General features: G+C 75.7%; 24 protein-coding genes. 14 read left to right on the top strand and 10 right to left on the bottom strand.

Annotated features, from left to right (window positions below):
- Both Q3W71_RS29860 and Q3W71_RS29855 read right to left on the bottom strand, forming a co-directional pair.
- Positions 1-898, bottom strand: an 898-nt coding sequence (locus tag Q3W71_RS29860; RefSeq protein WP_302922798.1) for a DUF3500 domain-containing protein, incomplete at its 3' end; no start/stop codon positions are given.
- A gap of 75 nt (positions 899-973) precedes the next feature.
- Positions 974-1,384: an ankyrin repeat domain-containing protein gene (locus Q3W71_RS29855; RefSeq protein WP_302922797.1), complete on the bottom strand. Its 411-nt coding sequence runs from the start codon at positions 1,382-1,384 to the stop codon at positions 974-976.
- 62 nt (positions 1,385-1,446) lie between these two features.
- Between Q3W71_RS29855 and Q3W71_RS29850 the strand changes: the two genes are divergently transcribed.
- The 10 genes from Q3W71_RS29850 to Q3W71_RS29805 all read left to right on the top strand — a co-directional run bounded on the left by Q3W71_RS29850 (position 1,447) and on the right by Q3W71_RS29805 (position 7,882).
- On the top strand, positions 1,447-1,824 hold the full coding sequence (locus tag Q3W71_RS29850) for a signal peptidase I (RefSeq protein WP_302922796.1): 378 nt from the start codon (positions 1,447-1,449) through the stop codon (positions 1,822-1,824).
- A gap of 210 nt (positions 1,825-2,034) precedes the next feature.
- Complete coding sequence (locus Q3W71_RS29845) at positions 2,035-2,490, top strand: cysteine dioxygenase family protein (protein ID WP_302922795.1); 456 nt, start codon at positions 2,035-2,037, stop codon at positions 2,488-2,490.
- 56 nt (positions 2,491-2,546) lie between these two features.
- Positions 2,547-3,032 carry a rhodanese-like domain-containing protein gene (locus Q3W71_RS29840; protein WP_302922794.1) on the top strand — a complete coding sequence of 162 codons (486 nt, stop codon included), beginning with the start codon at positions 2,547-2,549 and terminating at the stop codon, positions 3,030-3,032.
- Positions 3,033-3,083: 51 nt separating this feature from the next.
- Positions 3,084-3,659 (top strand): winged helix-turn-helix domain-containing protein, encoded by a 576-nt coding sequence (locus Q3W71_RS29835; protein ID WP_302922793.1) that lies wholly within the window; start codon positions 3,084-3,086, stop codon positions 3,657-3,659.
- 688 nt (positions 3,660-4,347) lie between these two features.
- The gene (locus Q3W71_RS29830) at positions 4,348-4,953 is read left to right on the top strand and encodes a winged helix-turn-helix domain-containing protein (protein ID WP_302922792.1); all 606 of its coding nucleotides are present in this window, start codon (positions 4,348-4,350) and stop codon (positions 4,951-4,953) included.
- Positions 4,954-4,977: 24 nt separating this feature from the next.
- Positions 4,978-5,616, top strand: a complete 639-nt coding sequence (locus Q3W71_RS29825) for a uridine kinase (protein ID WP_302922791.1) — start codon at positions 4,978-4,980, stop codon at positions 5,614-5,616.
- 208 nt (positions 5,617-5,824) lie between these two features.
- Complete coding sequence (locus Q3W71_RS29820) at positions 5,825-6,223, top strand: TraR/DksA C4-type zinc finger protein (protein ID WP_302922790.1); 399 nt, start codon at positions 5,825-5,827, stop codon at positions 6,221-6,223.
- Positions 6,224-6,271: 48 nt separating this feature from the next.
- Positions 6,272-7,147, top strand: coding sequence for a DUF72 domain-containing protein (locus tag Q3W71_RS29815; RefSeq protein WP_302922789.1), 876 nt, complete (start codon positions 6,272-6,274; stop codon positions 7,145-7,147).
- A gap of 119 nt (positions 7,148-7,266) precedes the next feature.
- The gene (locus Q3W71_RS29810; protein ID WP_302922788.1) at positions 7,267-7,461 is read left to right on the top strand and encodes a hypothetical protein; all 195 of its coding nucleotides are present in this window, start codon (positions 7,267-7,269) and stop codon (positions 7,459-7,461) included.
- On the top strand, positions 7,454-7,882 hold the full coding sequence (locus Q3W71_RS29805) for a DUF2267 domain-containing protein (protein WP_302922787.1): 429 nt from the start codon (positions 7,454-7,456) through the stop codon (positions 7,880-7,882). The genes Q3W71_RS29810 and Q3W71_RS29805 overlap by 8 nt, the downstream gene beginning before the upstream one ends.
- Before the next feature lie 54 nt (positions 7,883-7,936).
- Here Q3W71_RS29805 and Q3W71_RS29800 read toward each other — a convergent pair whose 3' ends face one another.
- Both Q3W71_RS29800 and Q3W71_RS29795 read right to left on the bottom strand, forming a co-directional pair.
- Positions 7,937-8,731: a DUF72 domain-containing protein gene (locus tag Q3W71_RS29800; RefSeq protein ID WP_302922786.1), complete on the bottom strand. Its 795-nt coding sequence runs from the start codon at positions 8,729-8,731 to the stop codon at positions 7,937-7,939.
- 7 nt (positions 8,732-8,738) lie between these two features.
- A complete protein-coding gene (locus Q3W71_RS29795; RefSeq protein ID WP_302922785.1) occupies positions 8,739-9,644 on the bottom strand; it encodes a PIG-L deacetylase family protein in 906 nt (301 codons plus the stop codon).
- A gap of 72 nt (positions 9,645-9,716) precedes the next feature.
- On the opposite strand from Q3W71_RS29795, the gene Q3W71_RS29790 reads away from it, so the two are divergent.
- The 3 genes from Q3W71_RS29790 to Q3W71_RS29780 all read left to right on the top strand — a co-directional run bounded on the left by Q3W71_RS29790 (position 9,717) and on the right by Q3W71_RS29780 (position 12,836).
- On the top strand, positions 9,717-11,141 hold the full coding sequence (locus Q3W71_RS29790) for an endo-1,4-beta-xylanase (protein WP_302922784.1): 1,425 nt from the start codon (positions 9,717-9,719) through the stop codon (positions 11,139-11,141).
- A gap of 125 nt (positions 11,142-11,266) precedes the next feature.
- Positions 11,267-11,554: a hypothetical protein gene (locus Q3W71_RS29785; protein WP_088993704.1), complete on the top strand. Its 288-nt coding sequence runs from the start codon at positions 11,267-11,269 to the stop codon at positions 11,552-11,554.
- 10 nt (positions 11,555-11,564) lie between these two features.
- On the top strand, positions 11,565-12,836 hold the full coding sequence (locus Q3W71_RS29780; RefSeq protein ID WP_302922783.1) for a cupin domain-containing protein: 1,272 nt from the start codon (positions 11,565-11,567) through the stop codon (positions 12,834-12,836).
- 60 nt (positions 12,837-12,896) lie between these two features.
- Here the strand turns inward: Q3W71_RS29780 and Q3W71_RS29775 are convergent, their stop codons facing one another.
- From Q3W71_RS29775 to Q3W71_RS29750, 6 genes are all read right to left on the bottom strand, one after another.
- Positions 12,897-13,247 carry a YciI family protein gene (locus tag Q3W71_RS29775; protein ID WP_302922782.1) on the bottom strand — a complete coding sequence of 117 codons (351 nt, stop codon included), beginning with the start codon at positions 13,245-13,247 and terminating at the stop codon, positions 12,897-12,899.
- Positions 13,248-13,447: 200 nt separating this feature from the next.
- Complete coding sequence (locus Q3W71_RS29770) at positions 13,448-14,113, bottom strand: hypothetical protein (RefSeq protein ID WP_302922781.1); 666 nt, start codon at positions 14,111-14,113, stop codon at positions 13,448-13,450.
- Complete coding sequence (locus Q3W71_RS29765; RefSeq protein ID WP_302922780.1) at positions 14,110-16,791, bottom strand: FtsK/SpoIIIE domain-containing protein; 2,682 nt, start codon at positions 16,789-16,791, stop codon at positions 14,110-14,112. Before Q3W71_RS29765 ends, Q3W71_RS29770 begins: the two co-directional genes overlap by 4 nt.
- Complete coding sequence (locus Q3W71_RS29760; RefSeq protein ID WP_302922779.1) at positions 16,784-17,779, bottom strand: hypothetical protein; 996 nt, start codon at positions 17,777-17,779, stop codon at positions 16,784-16,786. Before Q3W71_RS29760 ends, Q3W71_RS29765 begins: the two co-directional genes overlap by 8 nt.
- 11 nt (positions 17,780-17,790) lie before the next feature.
- Complete coding sequence (locus Q3W71_RS29755; RefSeq protein ID WP_088993708.1) at positions 17,791-18,051, bottom strand: hypothetical protein; 261 nt, start codon at positions 18,049-18,051, stop codon at positions 17,791-17,793.
- A 151-nt stretch (positions 18,052-18,202) separates the two neighbouring features.
- Complete coding sequence (locus Q3W71_RS29750) at positions 18,203-18,580, bottom strand: hypothetical protein (RefSeq protein ID WP_302922778.1); 378 nt, start codon at positions 18,578-18,580, stop codon at positions 18,203-18,205.
- Positions 18,581-18,730: 150 nt separating this feature from the next.
- Between Q3W71_RS29750 and Q3W71_RS29745 the strand changes: the two genes are divergently transcribed.
- Positions 18,731-21,283: an ATP-dependent Clp protease ATP-binding subunit gene (locus Q3W71_RS29745; RefSeq protein WP_302922777.1), complete on the top strand. Its 2,553-nt coding sequence runs from the start codon at positions 18,731-18,733 to the stop codon at positions 21,281-21,283.
- Positions 21,284-21,287 lie beyond the last annotated feature (4 nt).

Here is a 21,287-nt window from a genome sequence, read left to right as displayed (position 1 = left end):
TGGTGGGGCGGCGGAGCACGGTGTGCGCGTGGTTGCCGTCGTCGGTGGTGTTGTCGTACTCGATCAGCAGGTCGTCGCCCTGCACCCGGTAGTAGTGGCGCTGGCCCGGGCGGGTGGGGCCGGCCCAGGCGAAGTGCAGCTGCCCGCCGGCGAGCCGGCGCGCCTCCCGGACGGCCAGCTCCGGCGGGAGCCGGTCCAGGTAGAGCGCGACCAGGTGGTCCAGCAGGGCCCGGGAGGTGGGCCCGAGCCGGTCGGCCGGTACGCCGAGCGGCTCCAGCGGCGCGTCCACCCGGGGCCGGGTGGCGCTGACGATGTCTGCGGGCGCCTCGTCGGCGATGATCGCGGCGGCCCGCCCGGCCGGGTCGAGCGCGTCCAGCAGCGCCCGGGCGAGGTCCTCCTCCACGCCGAGCGGCCGGGTCACCGGGCGGCCCGCGTACCGGACGGCCGCCGGGTTGGCGCCGAAGAAGATCGGCGCGGGGGAGACCTGGTCGTCCACCACCGTCATGCTCACCGAGAGGTGGTGCCCCTCGACCCGCCACGCCCACCGGTCGTCGCGGGCCGGGTCGCCGAAGACGGCCACCCAGTAGTCGTCGCTGCGCCGGCCGCGGCGCCAGCCCTCGGCCCGGTCCAGCACCTCCTCCAGCGCGATGATCGTCATGGCCTGCGCGTACGCGGTCGGGCTCAACGCCGTGGCCAGCAGCCGGTGCGCGGCCTTGCGTCCGGCCGGGTCGAGGTCGGCGAGGCTGACCCCGGGCCGGGGGCGCGGCCGGTACTCCAACCAGCGCCGGGCGGCGTCGTCGTCGAACCGGTGGGTCACGCGGTCACGGGACGGCTCGTCGAGCGCGGCGAGCAGCGCCGTGCCGGCGGCGCGCATCTGTTCGGGCAGGGGATCCTCCACCGCCCTTGTATACCGGCCCCGGCCCGATCGCGCCGGACCTCGGCCGTACCCGGCGCCGTCGGGTGGCCGGGAGGCTCAGCCGGTGGCCGGGCCGCCCTCCGGGCGCAGCAGGGCGAGCATCGGTGGCAGGTCGAAGAAGGTGGCGGTCTCCACCGCCGACGGGCTGCCGTGGTCCGGATCGGCGCCGGCGGCGAGCAGCGCGCGCACCGCCTCCGTACTGCTGCGGAAGACCGCCGCGGCCAGCGCGGTCTGCCCCCGGTCGTTGGTCCGGGAGTGGTCGGCGCCCCGGTCGAGCAGCGCGGCGACGGTGTCCGGGTGGGCGTGGTAGGCCGCCAGGATCAGCAGCGTGTCGCCCTTGTCGTTGGTCAGGTTGACCGGCAGCCCGGCGTCGACGTAGTCGGCCAGCTCCTCGGTGGCGCCGTCGCGGGCCAGGTCGAACATCCGGTGCGCGAACGCCAGCGTCTCGGCGTCGAGTTCCTCGGTCACCGGTCCAGGTTAGTCGGACCGGCGCCTGGTAGGTTCCTCGGCCGGTGCGGCGGGGGAGGGGCATGGACGATCAGGTGTACGTGGGCAACGCGGGCGTCGACGGCGCGACCAACGCCGGTTGGCTGCTCGGCCACTTCATGCCCCCCGGCGAGGTGCGGCACAGCACCGACGTCGAGGTGAAGTGGGGCGTGCACCCGGCCGGCGAGGCGCGCTCGCGGTGGGCCACCGGGGAGCGGCGTACGGCGCTGCTGGTGCTGGTGAGTGGACGGTTCCGGGTGGAGCTGCCGGATCGGACGGTGGTGCTCGGCGAGCCGGGCGACTACGTGGTGTGGGGCCGCGGGGTGGACCACTCCTGGTACGCCGAGCGGGAGTCGGTCGTGCTGACCGTCCGCTGGCCCTCGGTGCCCGGCTACCGGGTGGCGCCCCCGGTCCGCCGCTGACCCTTCCGCCGCGGCTTGGCCGGTAGTGACCTGACCTGCCCACGCCCGCGGCGGCCGGGTGCCGGTCGCCGCCCGGCGGCCTGGTGATGGTCCTGCGCGGCGTGGTGCCCGGCACGGCCGGTGGTCCCGTCAGATGGGATATCCTACTAAACCCATAGGGTTTATCGCTTAAGCTGGACGCGACCTGCCGCCGAGCCGCGAGGACCAGCCGTGACCACTCGACGCCCACCCGACCTGCTCGCCGTCGCCGCCCGGTGGGCCGCCGATCCGGCCGCCTGGCCGCAGCCGCTGCGCTTCGACCCGGCCAGCCGGTGGTACGCCCGGCTCGCCCAGGACGACGAGCACGAGGTCTGGGCGCTGAGCTGGCTGCCCGGGCAGGGCACCGACCTGCACGACCACGGCGGCGCCAGCGGCGCGTTCCTGGTCGCCGCCGGAGTCCTCACCGAGGAGACGGTCAGCGGCGGCGGGCTGCGCGCGCACCGCCTGGCCGCCGGTGCCGGCCGCCGCTTCGGCCCCCGGCACGTGCACGTGGTCACCAACCGGGGCGCCGAGCCGGCGGTCAGCGTCCACGTCTACCGGCCCGCGTTGCGCCGGATGACCCGCTACCGGTTCGCCGACGGCCGGCTCCGGGTCGCCGAGGTGGCCGTGGCGGGTGTCGCGTGGTGACCGGCCCCCGGCCGGTGGCCGCCCCGGACGACCGACGACCAGTGGAGGAGAACACCATGCCGCAGACCGACCCGACCGGCTGTCCGGTCCCGCCGCCCGGCTCGCGGGGCATCGACGAGATCCTGGCGGCCGCCCGGTCCCGGCTGGACCGGCTCGACCCCGAACAGGCCCACCTGGCCCACCGGGCGGGCGCGCTGCTGGTCGACATCCGCCCGGCCGCCCAGCGGGCCGCGTACGGCACCGTGCCGGGCTCGCTGGCCGTCGAGCGGAACGTGCTGGAGTGGCGGTTCGACCCGCGCTGCCCAGCCCGGCTGCCGGAGGCGGTCGGCTACCACCTGCGGGTGCTGGTCCTCTGCCAGGAGGGCTACACCTCCTCGCTGGCCGCCGCCGCCCTGCGGGACCTCGGGCTGTACCGGGCCACCGACGTGGTCGGTGGCTTCGCCGCCTGGCAGATCGCCGGCCTGCCGGTGCTCGGCCCGACCCCGCCGCCCCGACCGTCGCACCTCGCGCCCCCGGTCACCGCCGGGCCCGCGCCGTCCTGACCGCCGCGTCCCACCCGGGCGTGCCGGCCCCAGCCGCCGTAGGAGGCACCCATGTCCGTCGTCGCCATCTCCCCGCGCCCCTACCCGCCCGGCCGGCTCGACCGGTCCGCGCCGTACCGCCCGGCCGCCACGCCGAGCCTCACCATCACCGTCGACCTCACCCCCGGCGCGCCCAGCCCGCGCCTCGCCCGGCTGCTGGAACTGCTCGGCGAACTGGCCGAGTCGGGGGAGGGGCGGCTGGTCCCGGTCGCCGGCGACGCCCCGTCGCCGGTCCGCGGGCCGGTCGCCGAGGTCAGGAGCGCGCACCCGGAGCCGGTGCATCCCGACGCGGTGCGCATCCTGGCCGGCTCGCGGGTGGTCCGGCAGGGTGACCGCATCGTCCGGCTGACCCGGATCGAGTACGACCTGCTGCTGTACCTCGCCGAGCGGCCGCACCGGGTGTTCACCCGGCTCCAGCTGCTGGCCGGCGTCTGGGGCTACGAGCACGCGGTGGCCCGCACGGTGGACGTGCACGTGCGTCGGCTCCGCGCCAAGCTGGGCGCCCGCACGCCGGTGGTGACCACGGTGTACGGCGTCGGCTACCGGCTCGCCGACGAGGCCCGGATCGAGATCGACCGCACCCGCTGACCGGCTGCACCCCGGCCGCGTCCGGCGGCGGGCTGGCCGGTCGCCGTTCCGGCGGCGCCCGGCGGGGCGGGTGCCGCCGGTCGCCGTCCCGGCCGCGCTCGCCGTCCCGGCCGTGCTCGCCGTCCCGGCCGTGCTCGCCGTCCCGGCCGTGCTCGCCGTCCCGGCCGCGCTCGCCGTCCCGCTCCCGCCTGGCCGGCCGCCGTCGCCGCCACACCCGGCGGGTCCCGCTGCCGATCGCCGTTCCGACCGGCGACGCTGCTGACCGACCCGCCGACCCGGCCGACCCGGCCGACCCGCAGACCCGCTGACCCGCCGAACCCGGCGGCCCGGGTCGGCCGCTGGCCCGGGCGGCGCGGGACGGGCCGCGACGCGCATGTCCCGCGCCCGGGACGGTGGCCGTCCATCTGGGAGCGTGCCCCGACCACGTGAGGACTCCTCGGTTGCCACGGTCGATGGCGACGCGCGGTGAATGTGAACCGGGCGGGCACCCCCCGTATCGGGTCAAGGTGGCGGCTCTGCTGTAATCATCTGGCTTCGTACGCAGAGCGAGCATCCGGCTCCGATGTGTTCGTCAATTGTCACATTCATGCAACGCAGCCGCCCCTTGACCCTCGCACGGACGCCGGGAAGCATCGATGAAGCGGCGTCCCGGGCCGTGGGGAGATACCCGGACCAGCCAAGGAGGACCATGTCGGTCAGCCCCGCTTCGTCGCGCGCCGGATGGCATACGTCCCAACCCGCTGTTCCCGGTCGGCCCCCCGGCGGCCAGCGCCGTCCCGCCAACACCGCGGCGCCGATGCTCACCGTGACCCTGAACATCCCGCTGGCCTGTGAGGAGTCGCTGACCCCGCCGGCCCGCCGGCTGCTCGAGGCGGCCCGGGAGATGCTCGAACGCGGGGAGGGCACGATCACCACCGCCACCACCGTGGAGCGCCGCCCCGACCCGGTGCCGGCCAACCGTTCGCCCGGCCGCCCGCTGGCCCCCACCATCCCGGCCCTGCACATCCTCGCCTCGTCCCGGTCGGTGCTGCGCGACGGCGAGCCGCTGCCGCTGACCCGACTGGAGTTCGACCTGCTGCTGCACCTGGTGGCCCACCCCCGGCGGGTGTTCACCCGGCTGCAACTGCTCAACGCGGTCTGGGGCTACGAGCACGCCGGCGTGCGCACCGTCGACGTGCACGTACGCCGGCTGCGCGGCAAGGTCGGCGTGGACGTCCCGTTGGTCACCACTGTCTACGGGGTCGGCTACCGGCTCGCCGACGACGCCCGGGTCACCATCGACCGCAGCGGCTGACCCGGCCGGGGCAAGATGGGTCGGGTGCGCGTCCGTCCCATCTCACCCGAACGACTCGTCACCGAGCTGGCCGACCGGTTCGCCGCCGCCCCGGGCCGGCTCCGGGTGGCCGTCGACGGCGCACCGGCCGCCGGCCCGGAGGACCTGGCCGCCGCGCTGGTCGACCCGCTGCGCGCGCTGGGCCGCCCGGTGCTGCACGTACGCGCCACCGACTTCCTCCGCCCCGCCTCGGTCCGGCTGGAGCACGGCCGCACCAACCCGGACGCCTACTACGAGGGCTGGGTCGACGAGGCGGGGCTGCGCCGGGAGGTGCTGGACCCGGCCGGCCCGGACGGCTCCGGCCGGGTACTGCCCTCGCTCTGGGACGCCCGTACCGACCGGGCCAGCCGGGCCGGCTACGTCGAGCTGCCGCCCGGCGGGGTGGTGCTGGTCAGCGGCGCGTTGCTGCTCGGCGGCGGGCTGCCCTTCGACGTCACCGTCCACCTGGCGCTCTCCCCGGCGGCGCTGGCCCGGCGCACCGACCCGGACCACCGCTGGACGCTGCCCGCCTTCGCCCGGTACGCCGAGGAGGTCGCCCCGGCCACCTTCGCCGACATCGTGATCCGATTCGACGACCCCCGCCACCCCGCCCTGGTGGAACCACCCCCCGCCTCCGCCCGGTGATCATGAAGTTGTTGTCCCGACACGCCGTGGCGGGCGCCAACAACTTCATGATCAACCACAGCGAAAATCGGCGGTTTGATCCTTTCGGCGGGTGGGTAATCGCCCGGCTCACAGAGCACGGGTGATCGCCCGCGCGAAACGGACCGTTGCCGGGGCAGACCGCACCGGCGTCCCGGCGGAACCACGAGGCCCAGAAAGGCAGGCAGCGATGCTCGTCCACGACACGGTCGACACGGGCCGATCCCAGGCGGAGATCGACCAGATCCGGCGCTCCCTGCAGGCCCGCTACGACGAGCTGTCCGCGGAGTACGAGCAGGCGGTGCTGCAGAGCCAGGTGTTGCGGCTGGTGGAGGTCGGCGACACCGCCGGCGACGACCAGGCCGACAGCGGCACCAAGACGGCCGAGCGGGACACCGCGCAGTCCCTGCTGCGGACCATCCTCGACCGCCGGGCCCAGTACGAGCACGCGCTGACCCGGCTGGCGGAGGGCACCTACGGCTTCTGCGAGGGCTGTTCCGCGCCGATCCCGGTCGAGCGGCTGGAGATCTTCCCGTCCGCCACCACCTGCGTGACGTGCAAGCAGAACCGGGAGCGGCGGGCGGCCTGATCCCGTCCTGCGGTTGCCGGTCGGTCCGGAGCGCGGTGGACTCCACCCATGGGTGAGATCAAGGTGGGCACCGCGTCCTGGACCGACCGGACCCTGTTGGACTCCGGTTGGTATCCGCAGACCGCCGACACACCGGAGAAGCGACTGGCCTACTACGCCCGGCAGTTCCCGCTGGTCGAAGTGGACGCCACCTACTACTCGCCGCCCGCCGAGCGGACGGCGCGGCTGTGGGCCGAGCGCACCCCGGCCGGCTTCACCTTCAACGTCAAGGCGTTCAGCCTGCTCACCGGGCACCCGACGAAGGTGTCCGCGCTCTACAAGGACCTGCGCCCGGACACCGACAAGCGCAACCTCTACCCGGACGACCTGCCGCCGCAGGCGTACGAGGAGGTGTGGACGCGGTTCCTCAGCGCGTTGGACCCGCTGGTCGAGGCGGGCCGGCTCGGCGCGCTGCTGTTCCAGTTCCCGCCCTGGTTCACCATCAAGCGGGACAACAAGCAGTACCTGCTCGAAGTCCAGCGCCGCTGCGCCCCGCTGCGGCCGGTCTTCGAGTTCCGGCACGCGTCCTGGTTCGACGGGGCCAACGCCGACGAGACGCTCGCCTTCCTGCGCCAGCACCGGCTGGCGTACGTCTGCGTGGACATGCCGCAGGGGCACCGCTCGTCGGTGCCCCCGGTGCTGGCCGCCACCGCGGACCTGGCGGTGGTGCGCTTCCACGGGCACAGCGACAAGTGGACCAGCAAGGACATCCACGAGAAGTTCGGCTACCGCTACTCCGACCGGGAGCTGAAGGACTGGGCGCCGAAACTGCGCGAGCTGGCCGACTCCACCGAGCAGACCCACGTGCTGATGAACAACTGCTACCGCGACTACGCCCAGACCAACGCGGCCACCCTGGCCCGGTTCCTCGACGCCGACGACTGAGCGCCCCGGCTCACCCCGGTCGGGTGACGCGGGCTCACCCGGTCGGCGAGCAGCATCGGGGGTGCGTGCGGTCGACTCGCGGAGCCGGCCGCGGAACCGACACCACGGAGGTGCTGGAGATGACGGTTCGGGTGGTACCGGATCGACGACGCGGCGCCGTGCTGCACGTCGTCGGGTCGTCCGGCGACTCCCGGCCCGTGCCGCGGGCCGGCCGGGTCAGCCCGACCCGGCAGCCGCGCGGCCCGGTCGGGCCGCCGCGCCGCGACGACGACCGACGGTGGGAGACCGACGTACGGGGGTGGAGAGATGGCTGAGCAGTTCCAGTCGGCAATCGAGTCCTCGATGCAGAAGACCAACGAGATACTGCGGGACATCGAGCAGGCCTACGGCTGGCCGAAGGAGCAACGCAACCAGTCCTACTGTGCGCTGCGGACGGTGCTGCACCTGTTGCGCGACCGGATGCCGGTGCAGGAGAGCGTGGAGTTCGCCGCGCAGTTGCCGGTGGTGGTGCGCGGCGTCTACTTCGACGGCTGGAAGCCGATGGACGTGCCGGTCAAGCTGAACCGGGACGACTTCCTGCTGGAGGTCCGGCAGCGGTTCCCGTACGACGTCGAGGGCGGCCCGGAGCGGGTGGTGCAGGTGGTGCTGGACACCCTGCGCCGGCACGTGACCCAGGGCGAGTGGCAGGACGTGAAGGACACCATGCCCAAGGACATGGCCCGGATGATTCCCTGACCGGCGCCTCGACGACGGCTCGCTCCACCCGGGTGGGGCGGGCCGCTCGTGGTCTCAGGCCCCGGCCGGCGGCTCGGCCCGCCCGGCCGCCTCCGCCCGGGTCGGTACCCGGCTGACCCGCCGGCCGGCCCGCTGGGCCAGGCCGGCGAAGGCGACCGCGTCGAGCACCGCCGCGCCGCCGGGGTCGTTGTTGAAGTAGACGTACGCCGGCTCCCCGTCGTCGAACGCGGCGGTCAGCCGGCGCACCCAGGAGGCCAGCGCGGCCCGGCCGTAGTGGGGCCAGGGGCGGGCCCGCCCCTCGTGCAGCCGCAGGTAGCCGAAGTCGGTGGTGCGCCACAGCGGGGTCACCGGCCGGCCGCCCCGGTCGGCCCAGACCAGTGCCGCCCGCCGCCGTTCCAGCACCGCCCGGGTGGCGTCGGTCCACCACGACCCGTGGCGCGGCTCGACCGCCACCCGTACGTCGGCGGGGAAGAGCGCCAGCGTGGCGTCGAGGGCGGCCGGGTCGGCCGGCAGGTTCGGCGGCAGTTGCAGCAGCACCGGGCCGAGGCGGTCGCCGAGCGCGGTGGCCCGGCCGAGGAACCGGGCCACCGGTTCGGCCGGCTCGCGGAGCCGCTTGATGTGGGTCAGGTAGCGGCTCATCTTCACCGCGACGCAGAAGTCGTCCGGGGTGCGGTCCCGCCAGGCGGCGAAGGTGTCCCGTTCGGGCAGCCGGTAGAAGGCGTTGTTGACCTCCACGGTGGCGAACCGCGCGGCGAAGTGCTCCAGCCAGAGCCGTTGCGGCAGCCCGGTGGGGTAGAACCGGCCCCGCCAGTCACGGTACTGCCACCCGGAGGTGCCGAGCAGGATCATCCGGCGGCTACCAGAGGTCGAAGCGGAACACCTCGAACGCGACGCCGTACCGGACGCCGAGTCGGGTGCCGGTCGGCCGGGCCAGCCCCTCCAGGAACTCCTCGGCGTCGAAGCTGCCGTCGCCAAGCCCGGTCAGGTACGCGTGGTGCGCCCGCAGCGAGGCCACCCCCTGCGCGAAGGTGTCGGTGACGTCCACCCCGTGCGCCGAGCGGGGCGAGGCGGCGGCCCAGACCTGGCGCACCCCGTTCCACGGCTCGACCCCGTCGGTGAGCTGCTCCGGGAAGATCCACCGGTTGCCGGCGTCGCGGACCGCGTCCAGCACCGCCCGTCCGGTGGCGATGTGGTCGGCCTGGTTGAGCGCGTACGAGCCGTCCCAGGTGTCCCGGAAGTTGTTGGTGAGGACGATCTCGGGCCGGTGCCGGCGGACCACCTCGGCGATGGCGCGGCGCAGCGGCACGCCGTACTCCAGGACGCCGTCGGGCAGCCCGAGGAACTCGACCGTGTCCACTCCGACCAGTGCCGCCGAGGCCCGCTGCTCCTCCTCGCGCACCTGCCGCGCGCGTTCCGGCGGCATCCCGTCGATCCCCGCCTCGCCGCTGGTGACCAGGCAGTAGACGACGTGCTTGCCCTGTGCGGTCCAGCGGGCGATCGCCGCCGCCCCACCGAACTCCAGGTCGTCGGGGTGGGCCACCACCGCCAGCGCGCGCTGCCAGTCCTCGGTCACCGGCTCCAGCGGGGCCAGCGCGGTCGGCTCGGTCATCGACACCTCCTGCTCCTCCGGTTCGCCGTGCCACCGCACCGCGTCGGCGGCCGTGAACGGACCCGGCCCGCCCCATCCTGCCACCGCGGCCCGCGCCGCGCCGTCCGGCGCGACCGGTGCCCGGTTGACGGAGCGCGCCCGGGATGCCAGCATGTGGAAGCGCTCCCATCGACCGACGTCGCCACACCGCCGCCTCCGGGCGGCCCGACGAAGGACAGGGACCGCATGCACCCGCACCGTTCACGCACCCGGCCAGCCCTGCTGGCCGGGGCGCTCGCTCTGGCCACGGTGGCCGCCGTCGGCCTGGGCTTCGCCCGGCCCGGCCCCGCCGACGCGGCCACCACCCTGAAGGCCCTGGCCGACGCCAAGGGCCGGGACATCGGCGTCGCCATCGACCCGAACCGGCTCAACGAGTCCGCCTACCGGCAGATCGCCGACGCCGAGTTCAACCTGGTGGTCGCCGAGAACGCGATGAAGTGGGACGCCACCGAGCCCAACCGGGGGCAGTTCACCTTCACCCAGGGTGACGCGGTGGCCAGCTACGCCGCCGCCGGCGGCAAGCGGCTCTACGGCCACACCCTGGTCTGGCACTCCCAGCTGCCCGGTTGGGTCAGCGGCCTGTCCGCCACCGAGCTGCGCCAGGCCATGCTCGACCACATCGCCGGCGTGGCCGGCCACTACCGGGGCAAGGTGGCCGCCTGGGACGTGGTCAACGAGGCGTTCGCCGACGGCGGTTCGGGCGGGCGCCGGGACAGCATCTTCCAGCAGCGCCTCGGCGACGGCTGGATCGAGGAGGCGTTCCGCGCGGCCCGCGCCGCCGACCCGGCCGCCAAGCTCTGCATCAACGACTACAGCACCGACGGCGTGAACGCGAAGAGCACCGCGATCTACAACCTGGTCCGCGACTTCAAGGCCCGCGGCGTGCCGATCGACTGCGTCGGCTTCCAGGCGCACCTGATCGTCGGCCAGGTCCCCGGTGACCTGCAGAGCAACCTGCAGCGCTTCGCCGACCTGGGCGTGGACGTCCGGATCACCGAGCTGGACATCCGGATGCCCACCCCGCCGAGCGCGGCCAACCTGGCCACCCAGGCCGCCGACTACCGCAAGGTGGTCAGCGCCTGCCTCGCGGTGACCCGGTGCGCGGGCGTCACCACCTGGGGCATCACCGACCGCTACTCCTGGATCCCGGACGTCTTCCCCGGCCAGGGCGCCGCACTGATCTGGGACGAGAACTACGCGCCGAAGCCGGCGTACCAGGCGGTGGTCGAGGCGCTCGGCGGCACCGTCACCCCGACCCCCACCACGCCCACCCCGACCACCCCGCCGCCGGGCGACGGCTGCACGGTGACCTACGTGCCGAACAGCTGGAACACCGGTTTCACCGCCGAGGTGCGGGTGCGCAACGACGGGGCCAGCGCGATCAACGGCTGGACCGTCGGCTTCACCTTCGGCGCCGGGCAGCGGATCACCAACGCCTGGAACGCCACCGTCACCCAGTCCGGCACCCAGGTGAGCGCGCGCAATGCCAGCTGGAACGGCAGTGTGCCGGCCGGCGGCACGCTCAGCTTCGGCTTCCAGGGCACCCACGGCGGCAGCAACCCGGCGCCGACCGGCTTCACCCTCAACGGTTCGGCCTGCCGTACGGGCTGAGGCCGAACCGCCCGTGCCGGCCCCGCCGGGCGTCTACCGTGGGTTAGAGAAGATCCAGCGTGGGGTACCACCCGCTGCACGACGGACCCCGGCGCACGGCGGGGCGGCACACCCGAGGAGCACCCATGGCACTCAACGACGACGACATGCAGACCACCTCCGGCGGCGGCCTGGAAGGCCCGGCTGACGGCGGCGCGACCCCCGGCCAGCAGGACGGCGGCGCCGACGGTGGTGCCGACCGCGGCGCCGAGCGGGGCGCCGACCAGGGTGCCGACCAGGGCGCCGAGGGCCCGGCCGACGGTGGTGCGACGCCGGGTCAGCACGACGGCGGCGCCGACGGCAGCGCCGAGGGTCCGGCCGACGGCGGGGCCACCCCCGGTCAGCACGACGGCGGCGCCGACGGCAGCGCCTGAGCGGTACGCCATGACGCACATCGACCCGCCGGGCGGCCAGGGCCGCCCGGCGGTTCCGTCCGCGACCGCCGCCGCCGCGCTGGCCCGCTGCGTCTCGGTCGAGCCGGCCAAGTTCGCCGCCGCCCACTGGGGACACACCCCGCTGCTCTCCCGCGCCGACGAGCTGCCCAACCCGGCCGGTTTCACCGACCTGCTCAGCCCCGCCGACGCCGACGAGCTGCTCAGCCGGCGCGGCCTGCGTACGCCGTTCCTGCGGGTCGCCAAGGACGGCCAGCTGGTGCCGGCGGCCCGGTTCACCGGCGGCGGCGGGGCCGGCGCCGAGATCACCGACCAGGTCCTCGACGAGCGGGTGCTCGAGCTGTACGCCGGCGGGGCGACGCTGGTGCTGCAGGGCTTGCACCGCACCTGGCCGGCCCTGATCGACTTCACCCGCGAGCTGGGCGCCGCCGTCGGGCAGCCGTTGCAGGTCAACGCCTACCTGACGCCCGCCGGCAGCCAGGGCTTCGCCACCCACTACGACACCCACGACGTCTTCGTGCTCCAGGTCGACGGCCGCAAGCACTGGCGGATCCACCCGCCGGTGCTGCCCGACCCGCTGGAGAAGCAGCCCTGGGGCGGCCGGGCCGACGAGGTCTCCGCCACCGCCCAGGGGCCGGCCGCGCTGGACGTGGTGCTCGCCCCCGGCGACGCGCTCTACCTGCCGCGTGGCTGGCTGCACAGCGCCCAAGCGCAGGAGTCCAGCTCCCTGCACCTGACCGTCGGGGTCCGGGCGCTGACCCGCTACGCGCTGGTCGAGGAGCTGCTCGCGCTCGCCGCCGAGGACCAGCGGCTGCGCGCCACGCTGCCGTTCGGCGTCGACGTGGCCGACCCGGACGCCATCGAGCCGGAGCTCACCGAGACCGTGGAGGCGCTGCGCGACTGGCTGCTGCGCGCCGACCCGGCCGCGGTGGCCGCCCGGCTGCGGCAGCGGGCCTGGCCGGCCGCCCGGCCGGCGCCGATCCGCCCGCTCGCGCAGGCCGCGGCGCTCGCCGGGCTGGACGCCGACAGCCGGCTCGCCCCGCGCGCCGGGCTGCGCTGGCAACTCGCCCCGCAGGGCGACACGGTCGCGCTGCGGCTGTTCGACCGGACCATCACCCTGCCCGGGCAGTGCGCCCCGGCGGTACGCGCCCTGCTCACCGGCGCGGTCAGCCGGGTCGGTGACCTGCCCGGCCTCGACGACGACGCCGACCGGCTGGTGCTGGCCCGCCGGCTGCTGCGCGAGGCGGTGCTGGTCCCCGCCTGACCCGGTGCCGGCGGGGCGCCGCGGTGCCCCGCCGGCGGACCAGGGCCGGTGGTGCCCGGCTCAGGCGGCGGCCGCGACCGGGCGGACCTCGATCGGCAGCGTGGTGGCCCGGGCCAGCTTCGCCGCCCAGCCCAGCGCCGCGTCCAGATCCGGTGCGGCGATCACGGTGAACCCGCCGATGTGCTCCTTGCCCTCGGCGAACGGGCCGTCGGTCAGCAGCGTCTCGTCGTCGCGCACCCGGACCACCCGCGCCGCGGGCGCCAGCTCCAGCCCGGCGCCGAAGACCCAGACACCGGCCTCGCGCATCTCCCGGTTGACGGCCTCGACGTCCCGCATGATCGGTTCCAGGAACTCCGGCGGCGGCGGGGCGTCCCCGTCGGGCTGGATCACGTTCAGCAGGTACTGGCGCATCACACGCTCCTCAAGGTCGCGTCGGCCGGCGTGTTCCGGCCTCCCACCCCTACACGAACGGCGGGCGGCCGGATCGACACCACGCCGCCGGTGCCCGCTGGTGGACCCGCCTCCCGTCGTGGTCGACGCGCCGGGACCGGGTTCGACCGTCACCGGCCGGTCGGGCCCGTCACGACCCGGCGCGCCGGCCGGCTCGGCGGTCAGCGGGCGGCGACCAGCAGCAGGACGGTGGTCACCAGCCCGGCGGCGAGCACCACTGTCATCGGCCGCGGGCCGAGCACCGCGTGTCGGCGGTCGGCCAGCCGCTTCGCCGGCACCAGGCCGACCAGCGGCCCGAGCAGCGTCACCACCAGCGCCAGCACCGGCATGCCGACCGCGAGGTCGCCGCCGTTGCGCTCGCCGAGCGCGCGGGCCGCCGCCCCCAGCCCGTACGCCAGCACCGCGCCGAGCACCCCGCAGAGCGCGAGCAACGGGTTCACCGAGCCGGGCAGGTCACCCGGCCGGCGGGTCCGGTCGAGCAGCTCGCGTACCCCGTCGAGCAGCAGGGCCGGGTCGCCGGTCGCGTCGGGCGCCGGCCCGGGCGGCGCGCCGAGCCGCCGCGCCCCCGGGCCGAGCCGGTCCCGCAACTGCTGCCACAGGTGGGTCGCCTCGGCGTCCACCCGCTCCTGCGCCTCCCGCGCGTCGACCAGTTCCCGCTCGGCCCGCGCCACCCGCTCGGCGGCCTCGGCCACGGCCCGCTCGGCCGCCGCGCACTGCTGCTCGTACCAGGCGTGCGCCTCGGCCCGCTGGCCCTGCACCCGCGCGGTCAGCTCGGCCAGCCGCCGCACCTGCGCCGCGTACGTCTCACTGGTCACCGGTTGGTTCATCGGGACGGTCCGTAGGGGATGATCACCTGACCGGTGCGGTGCACCGCCCGGTCGAAGAAGAGCCCGCGCCACGGGCGGGGGTACCAGTCCGGCCCGCCGGTGCCCGGATACAGCGACGAGCCCAGCTCGCCGCCGTGGGTGTCCAGCGCGACCCAGGCCCCGATCTGGTCCGTCCGCGCCGCCGGGCCGCCCAGGTCGGCCCGCATCCGGGCCACCCCCCGCCACCAGGCCAGCACGTGGGTCCGCCGCTCCGGACCGTCGTGCAGGATCCGGCGCAGGTGCTCCAGCCCGGTGCGCCGGCCGACCCGCGCGCCCAGCGAGCCGGCCGCCGCGTCGACGGCGAAGAGCAGCAGGTAGTGCGGCGTGCCGCTGGTGCCCGGTGCGCCCAGGCCGTCGGCGGTCTCGGCCGTCAACTCGGCCACCGTCTCCTCGTCGTACCAGGCCGCGTCGTCGGCCAGGTCCTCGTAGAGCGACCGGGCGGCCGGGTCGGCGTCCGGGTCCAGGCAGGCGATGGAGAACCGGGCGCTGCCCGGCCGGTGCTGCCGGGCCAGCGAGCGGGCCGCGGCGTCCAGCACCGCGCACGCCTCGTCGACCCGGGTGCCGAGCACTGCCAGGTTCCGCCCCGGCGCCCGGGGCAGCCGCAGCGCCGCCGAACGGGCCTGCACGTCGATGATCTCGCCGAGTAGCGCCACCGGGTTGCGCAGCGTCCCGGTCGCCGGCGCGCCCAACGCCCGGAAGTCCGGCGCGTCGGCCAGCCGGGGGATCGCGTCGCCGTCGAAGAGCCGGGCCGGCGCGGCGTCCTGCGGGCGCATCCGCCACAGCCGGTGCTGCAACTCGCTCCAGGTCTCCCAGTCGCTGGCCGAGGGGATCCGGGCCACCTGGTTGCCCTCGGTCATCCCCGACTCGGCGTTGACCACCGCGTGGTGCCGCGGCAGCGACTGGGCGGCGTCGTTGCGTTCGGCGAGGATGCGCAGCGCCTTGGGCAGCGCGATGCGCAGGGTGAACTGGGCGACCAGCGCCGGGCGCCCCCACAGCGCCTCGATGCCCCGCACGTCCTGCGAGGCGAGCACCAGGTGGATGCCCTGCGACCGGCCCCGGCGGGCCAGGTCCTCCAGCAGGTCGGCCGCCTCCCGGGCCACCACGTCCCGGCCGGCCAGCAGCATCTGGAACTCGTCGACCACCGCCACGATCCGCGGCCAGTGCCCGGTGGGGTCCACCGCGCGCAGCTCGGCCAGCTTGGTCACCTCGTGCTTCTTCGCCGCGTCGGCGCGCCGGCGCAGCTCCTCGGCGAGGAAGCGCAGCAGCGCCAGGCCGAACTCCCGGTCGGTGTTGACGTTGATCCCGACCAGCCGCATGTGCGGCAGCCAGCTCGGGTCCCGCCGGCCCTGGGCGAACCGGGCGAAGGACACCCCCTCCTTGAAGTCGAGCAGGTAGAACTCCAGCTCGGCGGGGGAGTAGCGGGCGGCCAGCGCGCCGATCCAGGCGAAGATCAGGTTGGTCTTGCCGGTGCCGGACGGCCCGCCGATCAGCGCGTGCGGCGGGTAGTCGCCCAGGGTCAGCAGCACCGGCCGGCCGTCCGGACCCTCCCCGATGGGCGCGGTCAACCCGGTCGCCGAGTCCTCCCGCCACATCCGCTCCGGGGGCGGCAGCAGGTCGGTGAACGGGGTCGGGGCCGGGCCGGCGTTGACCCGCGCCGCCACCTGCCGGCAGGTCTCGGTGACCAGCGCCGCCGGCGGCGGCGGATCCAGGCGTACGGGCAGGCCGGGCGGGCCGCCGATCCGGGCGCCGTCCGGCTCGGCGCGGACCCGGGTCACCGTCGGGTCGTCCGGCAGCGACACGCCCCGGACCACCAGGTGCACGCCGCACGCCGCCCCGGTGCGCACCACCCGGTCCAGTTGGCCGCGCTCGTGCCGGGACGGCTCGTCCCCGCCGAGCAGCACGGCCACCCGCCACGGCTCCGGGCGGCGGCCGGTCGCCGCGGCCAGTTCGCGTAGCGAGCCGTACTCGCCGGCCAGCACGGTCTCGTTGATCCGGCGGATCTGCTCCACCAGGTCGTCGAGCAGCCGGCCCAGCCCGCCGGGACCGACGAAGGTCAGCAACCCGGCGGTGCCGAGCGGCGCGAACCCGGCCAGCCCGCCGCCGAGGTGCTCCGGGTCGTAGCCGACCAGCCGGACCCCGCCCGGGTCGGCCCGGCCCACCGCGCGCAGCAGCAGGGCGGCGACCACCGCCTCGCTTCCGTCCCGGTCCGCGCCGGTCAGTTCCACGTGCCCGGCGTCCAGCAGCGGCACCAGCGCGGGCACCGGCTCGGCGCCGGGGATGCGCAGCGTGCCGATCCGCAGCGCGCCCGGCGGCTCGGCCCGCCCCGGCGGGGTCGGCGACCACCCGGCCCAGTCGGCGGACGCGGCGCCCGGGGATTCGCGTCCGGCGGCGGCCGTGGCCCGGCGGGCCAGCTCGGCGATCCGGGCGGCGTGCCGTTCGTCGATCTCGGCCAGCCGGCGGTCGCGTTCCGCGCCCACCCGCTCCGGCACCGCGGCGGCGGCCCGCCGGATCCGGGTCAGCCGCTCGCGCTCGGCGGTCAGCTCCGCGTGGGCGCCGGACAGCCGGGTCCGGGTGGCGCCGAGCGCCTCGGCGAGCATCCCCCGGACCCGGGTGACCAGTTGGGCGCGGCGGTCAGCCATCGGTGCCCCGGCGCCGGTCCCCGCCGGCCGCCGCGTCCGGGCCGCCCCGGCCGGGCCCGCCCGAACCGTCGCGGTGCGACCCACCCGGCCCGGGTGTGCCCGGGCCGCCCGGCCGGGGCGCGGCGCCGGCCGGCTCGCGGCCGGCCTCGGCGGGCAGGTCCCGGCCGAGCCGGGCCAGCAGCACCCCGGTCAGCACCCCGGCGGTGACCGCCGGGTCGGCGGCGTGCGGCTGGTCCTGCTCGCCGCGTCGGGGTGGGGGCATCCGGCAGACCCGGGTCAGCAGGGTGTCCAGCACCGGCGCGGGCAGCCCGGGCAGCAGGTCCCGGACCCGCCCGTCCACCTCCCGGCGCAGCCGGCCCAGGTCGTCCGCCCGGGGCGGGTGGCCGAGCAGCTCGCCGGCGAGGTCGCGCAGCAGTGGCGGGGCCACCGCCGCCAGCCCGAGACCGACGTCGGCGTGTGCCCGGCGCAGCTCGGCGTGCAGCCGGTCGCGGTCGCCGGCGCGGACCCCGCGCACCACCCGGCGCAGCAGCTCCCGGGAGTCGGCGACCCGCTCGTCCGGCCCGTCCGGCGGGCCCTCCCGGCCCCCGGTCAGCTCCGTTACCCGCACCGCCCACCAGCGGCGCATGGTCACCTCGCCGGACGGTTCGGGCGCGGGCGCCACCGGCGCGGCCTCCCGGGGCGCGTCGTGCCGCGGCCGCCGGCCCGGCTCCTCGCGCGGCGGCGGCGCGCCGTCGGCGGCCAGCCCGATCGCGGCCAGGTACGCGGTGAGCTGTTCCTGCGCGACGCGCAGCGCGTAGTTGGCGGTCTCGGCGTGCTCGGTGGCCGCGGACAGCTCCGGCACCCCCATCGGGTTGGCCGACTCCTGCCGTACCCAGCGCAACCGCTCGGCGGCCAGGCCGAACTTCTCCAGCGCCTGACCGAGCAGGCCGACCGGCAGCTCCTCGGCGGCGGCCCGGACCTGCGCGCCGACGTCCTCCACGATGGACATACCCGGCGCCCTCAGAGGGCCGCGACGTAGAGCTGCGCCTGCTCGACCGCGACCAGGGTGGCCGCCAGGCACTCCTCCAGCTCCTGGCTGGCCTGGGTGAGCGAGGCTTGGGCCGCCTCGACTGTCTCGTGCCCGCTGCCCTCCAGCGCCCCGGCCAGTGTCTGCTGCGCCTCGGCCAGTTTCTCGCCGGCGGCCTGGACGGCGCTCTGGCCGTCGCCGATCTGTTGCAGGGCGACATCGATGGCTGCCTTGAGCTCGGCGACGCTCGCCACGGTGGAACCTCCTGGGGGCGGGGAGGCCTCCATTAGAGCCTATCCCGGTGGGTGAGAGAACAACCGCCCTGTCAGTGTTCCTGCCCCGTTGACCGGTTGTCGACCCAGAGCGCCGCAAGTCCGATTGGTGGGACCGCCGGCGGTCGGTCGGTCAGTCCCGCAGCCACCGTGGCCCGTACACCTCGGCGCCCAGCACGGCGACGCGTTCGCGCAGCTCACGGTCGGCGGTGACGACCAGCCGGCGGCGCTGCGGGGCGGCCGCGACCTCCTCGACGATCGCGTCGTCGCCGGAGCGGTCGGCGGCGACCACCCGCACCCCGGCCACGGACGGCACATCCCGCGCCGCGCCCTCCACGACCAGCACCACCTCCACCGGGGGTGGCAGCCGGCCGGGCAGCCCGGCCGCGCCCAGCGGGGCCAGCGCGTCGCGCAGCCGGGCGGTGGCGCCGGCCCGGTCCCGCCACCATCCGTCCGGGCGCGAGCCCACCACGTTCGCGGCGTCCACGATCAGCAGCGGCATCGACTCCATGCCGCCAGCCTGCCACCCGGCGCGGGGCAGCCGGGCGGCGCACCGCCGGGCGGGCACCTGCCCGGCGGTGGCACCGGTGCGGCGTTTGTCGGGCCGGCCGCCGGGTAGCCCCTGGCGACCGTGCCGCGCGCCCGACTGCGGAGGACAGACATGATGGGACCCGGTGACTTCGGCTCCGACCCGTGGGACGAATTCCTGGCCCGGTACTTCGGCCGGGGCGAGGGTGGGCGCCGGCCCGCGCACCGGGTCGACATCACCCGGCTGATGACCGCCGACGCCCGGGAGATGCTCGCCGACGCCGCACGGCGGGCCGCCCAGCGGCACAGCACCGACCTGGACACCGACCACCTGCTCTGGGCGGCGTTGCAGCGCGAGCCGCTGCGCGACCTGGTCCGCCGGGCCGGCGCCGACCCGGACACCCTGCTCAACGCCCTCGGCGGGCGGGGCGACGGCGCGCCGGGCGGGGAGGTGCCGCCGAACCTCTCGCTGACCCCGGCGGCCAAGCGGGCGTTGCTCGACGCCCACCAGCTGTCCCGGGCGATGGGCGCCAACTACATCGGTCCCGAACACATCCTGATGGCGCTGCCGCTGAACCCGGAGTCGCCGGCCGGGCGGATGCTGGCCGCCGGCCGGATCCAGCCCGAGTCGTTGCAGGCGGCCAACGCCGAGCGCGGTCCGATGGCCGGCCCGAAGCCGGACCGCGGCACCCCGACCCTCGACCAGTACGGCCAGGATCTCACCGACCTGGCCCGCAACGACCAGATCGACCCGGTGATCGGCCGGGCCGACGAGATCGAGCAGGCGGTGGAGATCCTCTCCCGACGGACGAAGAACAACCCGGTGCTGATCGGTGAGGCCGGCGTCGGCAAGACCGCGATCGTCGAGGGCCTCGCGGAGCGGATCTGCGACGGCGACGTGCCGCAGACCCTGCTCGGCAAGCGGGTGGTCCAGCTCGACCTGGCCGGCCTGGTCGCCGGCACCCGCTACCGGGGCGACTTCGAGGAACGGCTGAAGAAGGTGATCGAGGAGATCCGCGCGCACCGCGAGGAGCTGATCGTCTTCCTGGACGAGATCCACACCCTGGTCGGCGCGGGCGGCGCGGGCAGCGAGGGCGGGATGGACGCCTCCAACATGCTCAAGCCGGCGCTGGCCCGCGGCGAGCTGCGGGTGATCGGCGCGACCACGCTGGACGAGTACCGCAAGAGCATCGAGAAGGACGCCGCGCTGGCCCGCCGGTTCCAGCCGGTGTTCGTGCCCGAGCCGAGCGTCGAGGACACCGTGGCCATCCTGCGCGGCCTGCGCGACCGCTACGAGGCGCACCACCAGGTCCGGTTCACCGACGAGGCGCTGGTGGCCGCCGCCGAGCTCTCCGACCGGTACGTCACCGACCGCTACCTGCCGGACAAGGCGATCGACCTGATCGACCAGGCCGGCGCCCGGATCCGGCTGCGTACCCGCACCCCGGCCGAGGACGTGCGGGAGCTGGAGCAGCAGCTCGACGAGGTGCGCCGGGACAAGGAGCAGGCGGTCGCCGACGAGCAGTACGAGCGGGCGTCGGCGCTGCGGGACCGGATCTCCGAGCTGGAGGGGCACATCCGGCGGGCCAAGGGCGACGAGGAGCCGTCCCAGGTGCCGGCGGTCGGGCCGGAGGAGATCGCCGAGGTGGTCTCCCGGGCCACCGGCATCCCGGTCGCCCAGCTCACCGAGGAGGAACGCGACCGGCTGCTGCGCCTGGAGGGCCACCTGCACGAGAAGGTGGTCGGCCAGGACGACGCGGTCAACGCGGTCGCCGAGGCGGTGCGCCGGTCCCGGACCGGGCTGGCCGACCCGGACCGGCCGATGGGCAGCTTTCTCTTCCTGGGCCCCACCGGCGTCGGCAAGACCGAGCTGGCCCGGGCCCTGGCCGAGGCGCTCTTCGGCGAGGCCGACCGAATGGTCCGGGTGGACATGAGCGAGTTCCAGGAGCGGCACACGGTCAGCCGGCTGGTCGGCGCCCCGCCCGGCTACGTCGGCTACGAGGAGGCCGGGCAGCTCACCGAGGCGGTGCGCCGCCGCCCGTACGCGGTCGTGCTGCTGGACGAGATCGAGAAGGCCCACCCGGACGTGTTCAACATCCTGCTCCAGGTGCTCGACGACGGGCGGCTCACCGACAGCCAGGGCCGGACGGTCAACTTCAAGAACACCGTCCTGATCATGACGAGCAACCTCGGCTCCGAGCTGATCACCGGCACCCAGCGCGCGGTCGGCTTCGGCGCCGGCGCGGAGGGTGGCGAGCAGGAGCGCGACGAGCTGCGCGAACGGCTGATGCGCCGGCTCCAGGAGAACTTCCGGCCGGAGTTCCTCAACCGGATCGACGAGGTGATCATCTTCCGCCGGCTGGAGGCGGAGCAGCTGCGCCAGATCACCGGGCTGATGCTGGAGGAGACCCGGCGCCGGCTGCACGCCCAGGACATCCAGGTGGACTTCACCACCGCCGGCGTCGACTGGCTCGCCGAGCACGGCTACCAGCCGGAGTTCGGCGCCCGCCCGCTACGCCGGGTGATCCAGCGGGAGGTGGACAACCAGCTGTCCCGGATGCTGCTGGAGTCGGCGGTCTCGCCCGGCCAGAAGGTCGTCGTGGACGCCCGCGACGGCCGGCTCACCTTCGACGTCAGCGCCGGCGAGCGCGGCTACACCGCGGCCACGACCTCGCATCCGCGATGAGCCG

Source organism: Micromonospora sp. C28SCA-DRY-2, assembly GCF_030519475.1.
GTDB lineage: Bacteria > Actinomycetota > Actinomycetes > Mycobacteriales > Micromonosporaceae > Micromonospora.
This window is presented reverse-complemented; position numbering and strand designations above follow the sequence as displayed.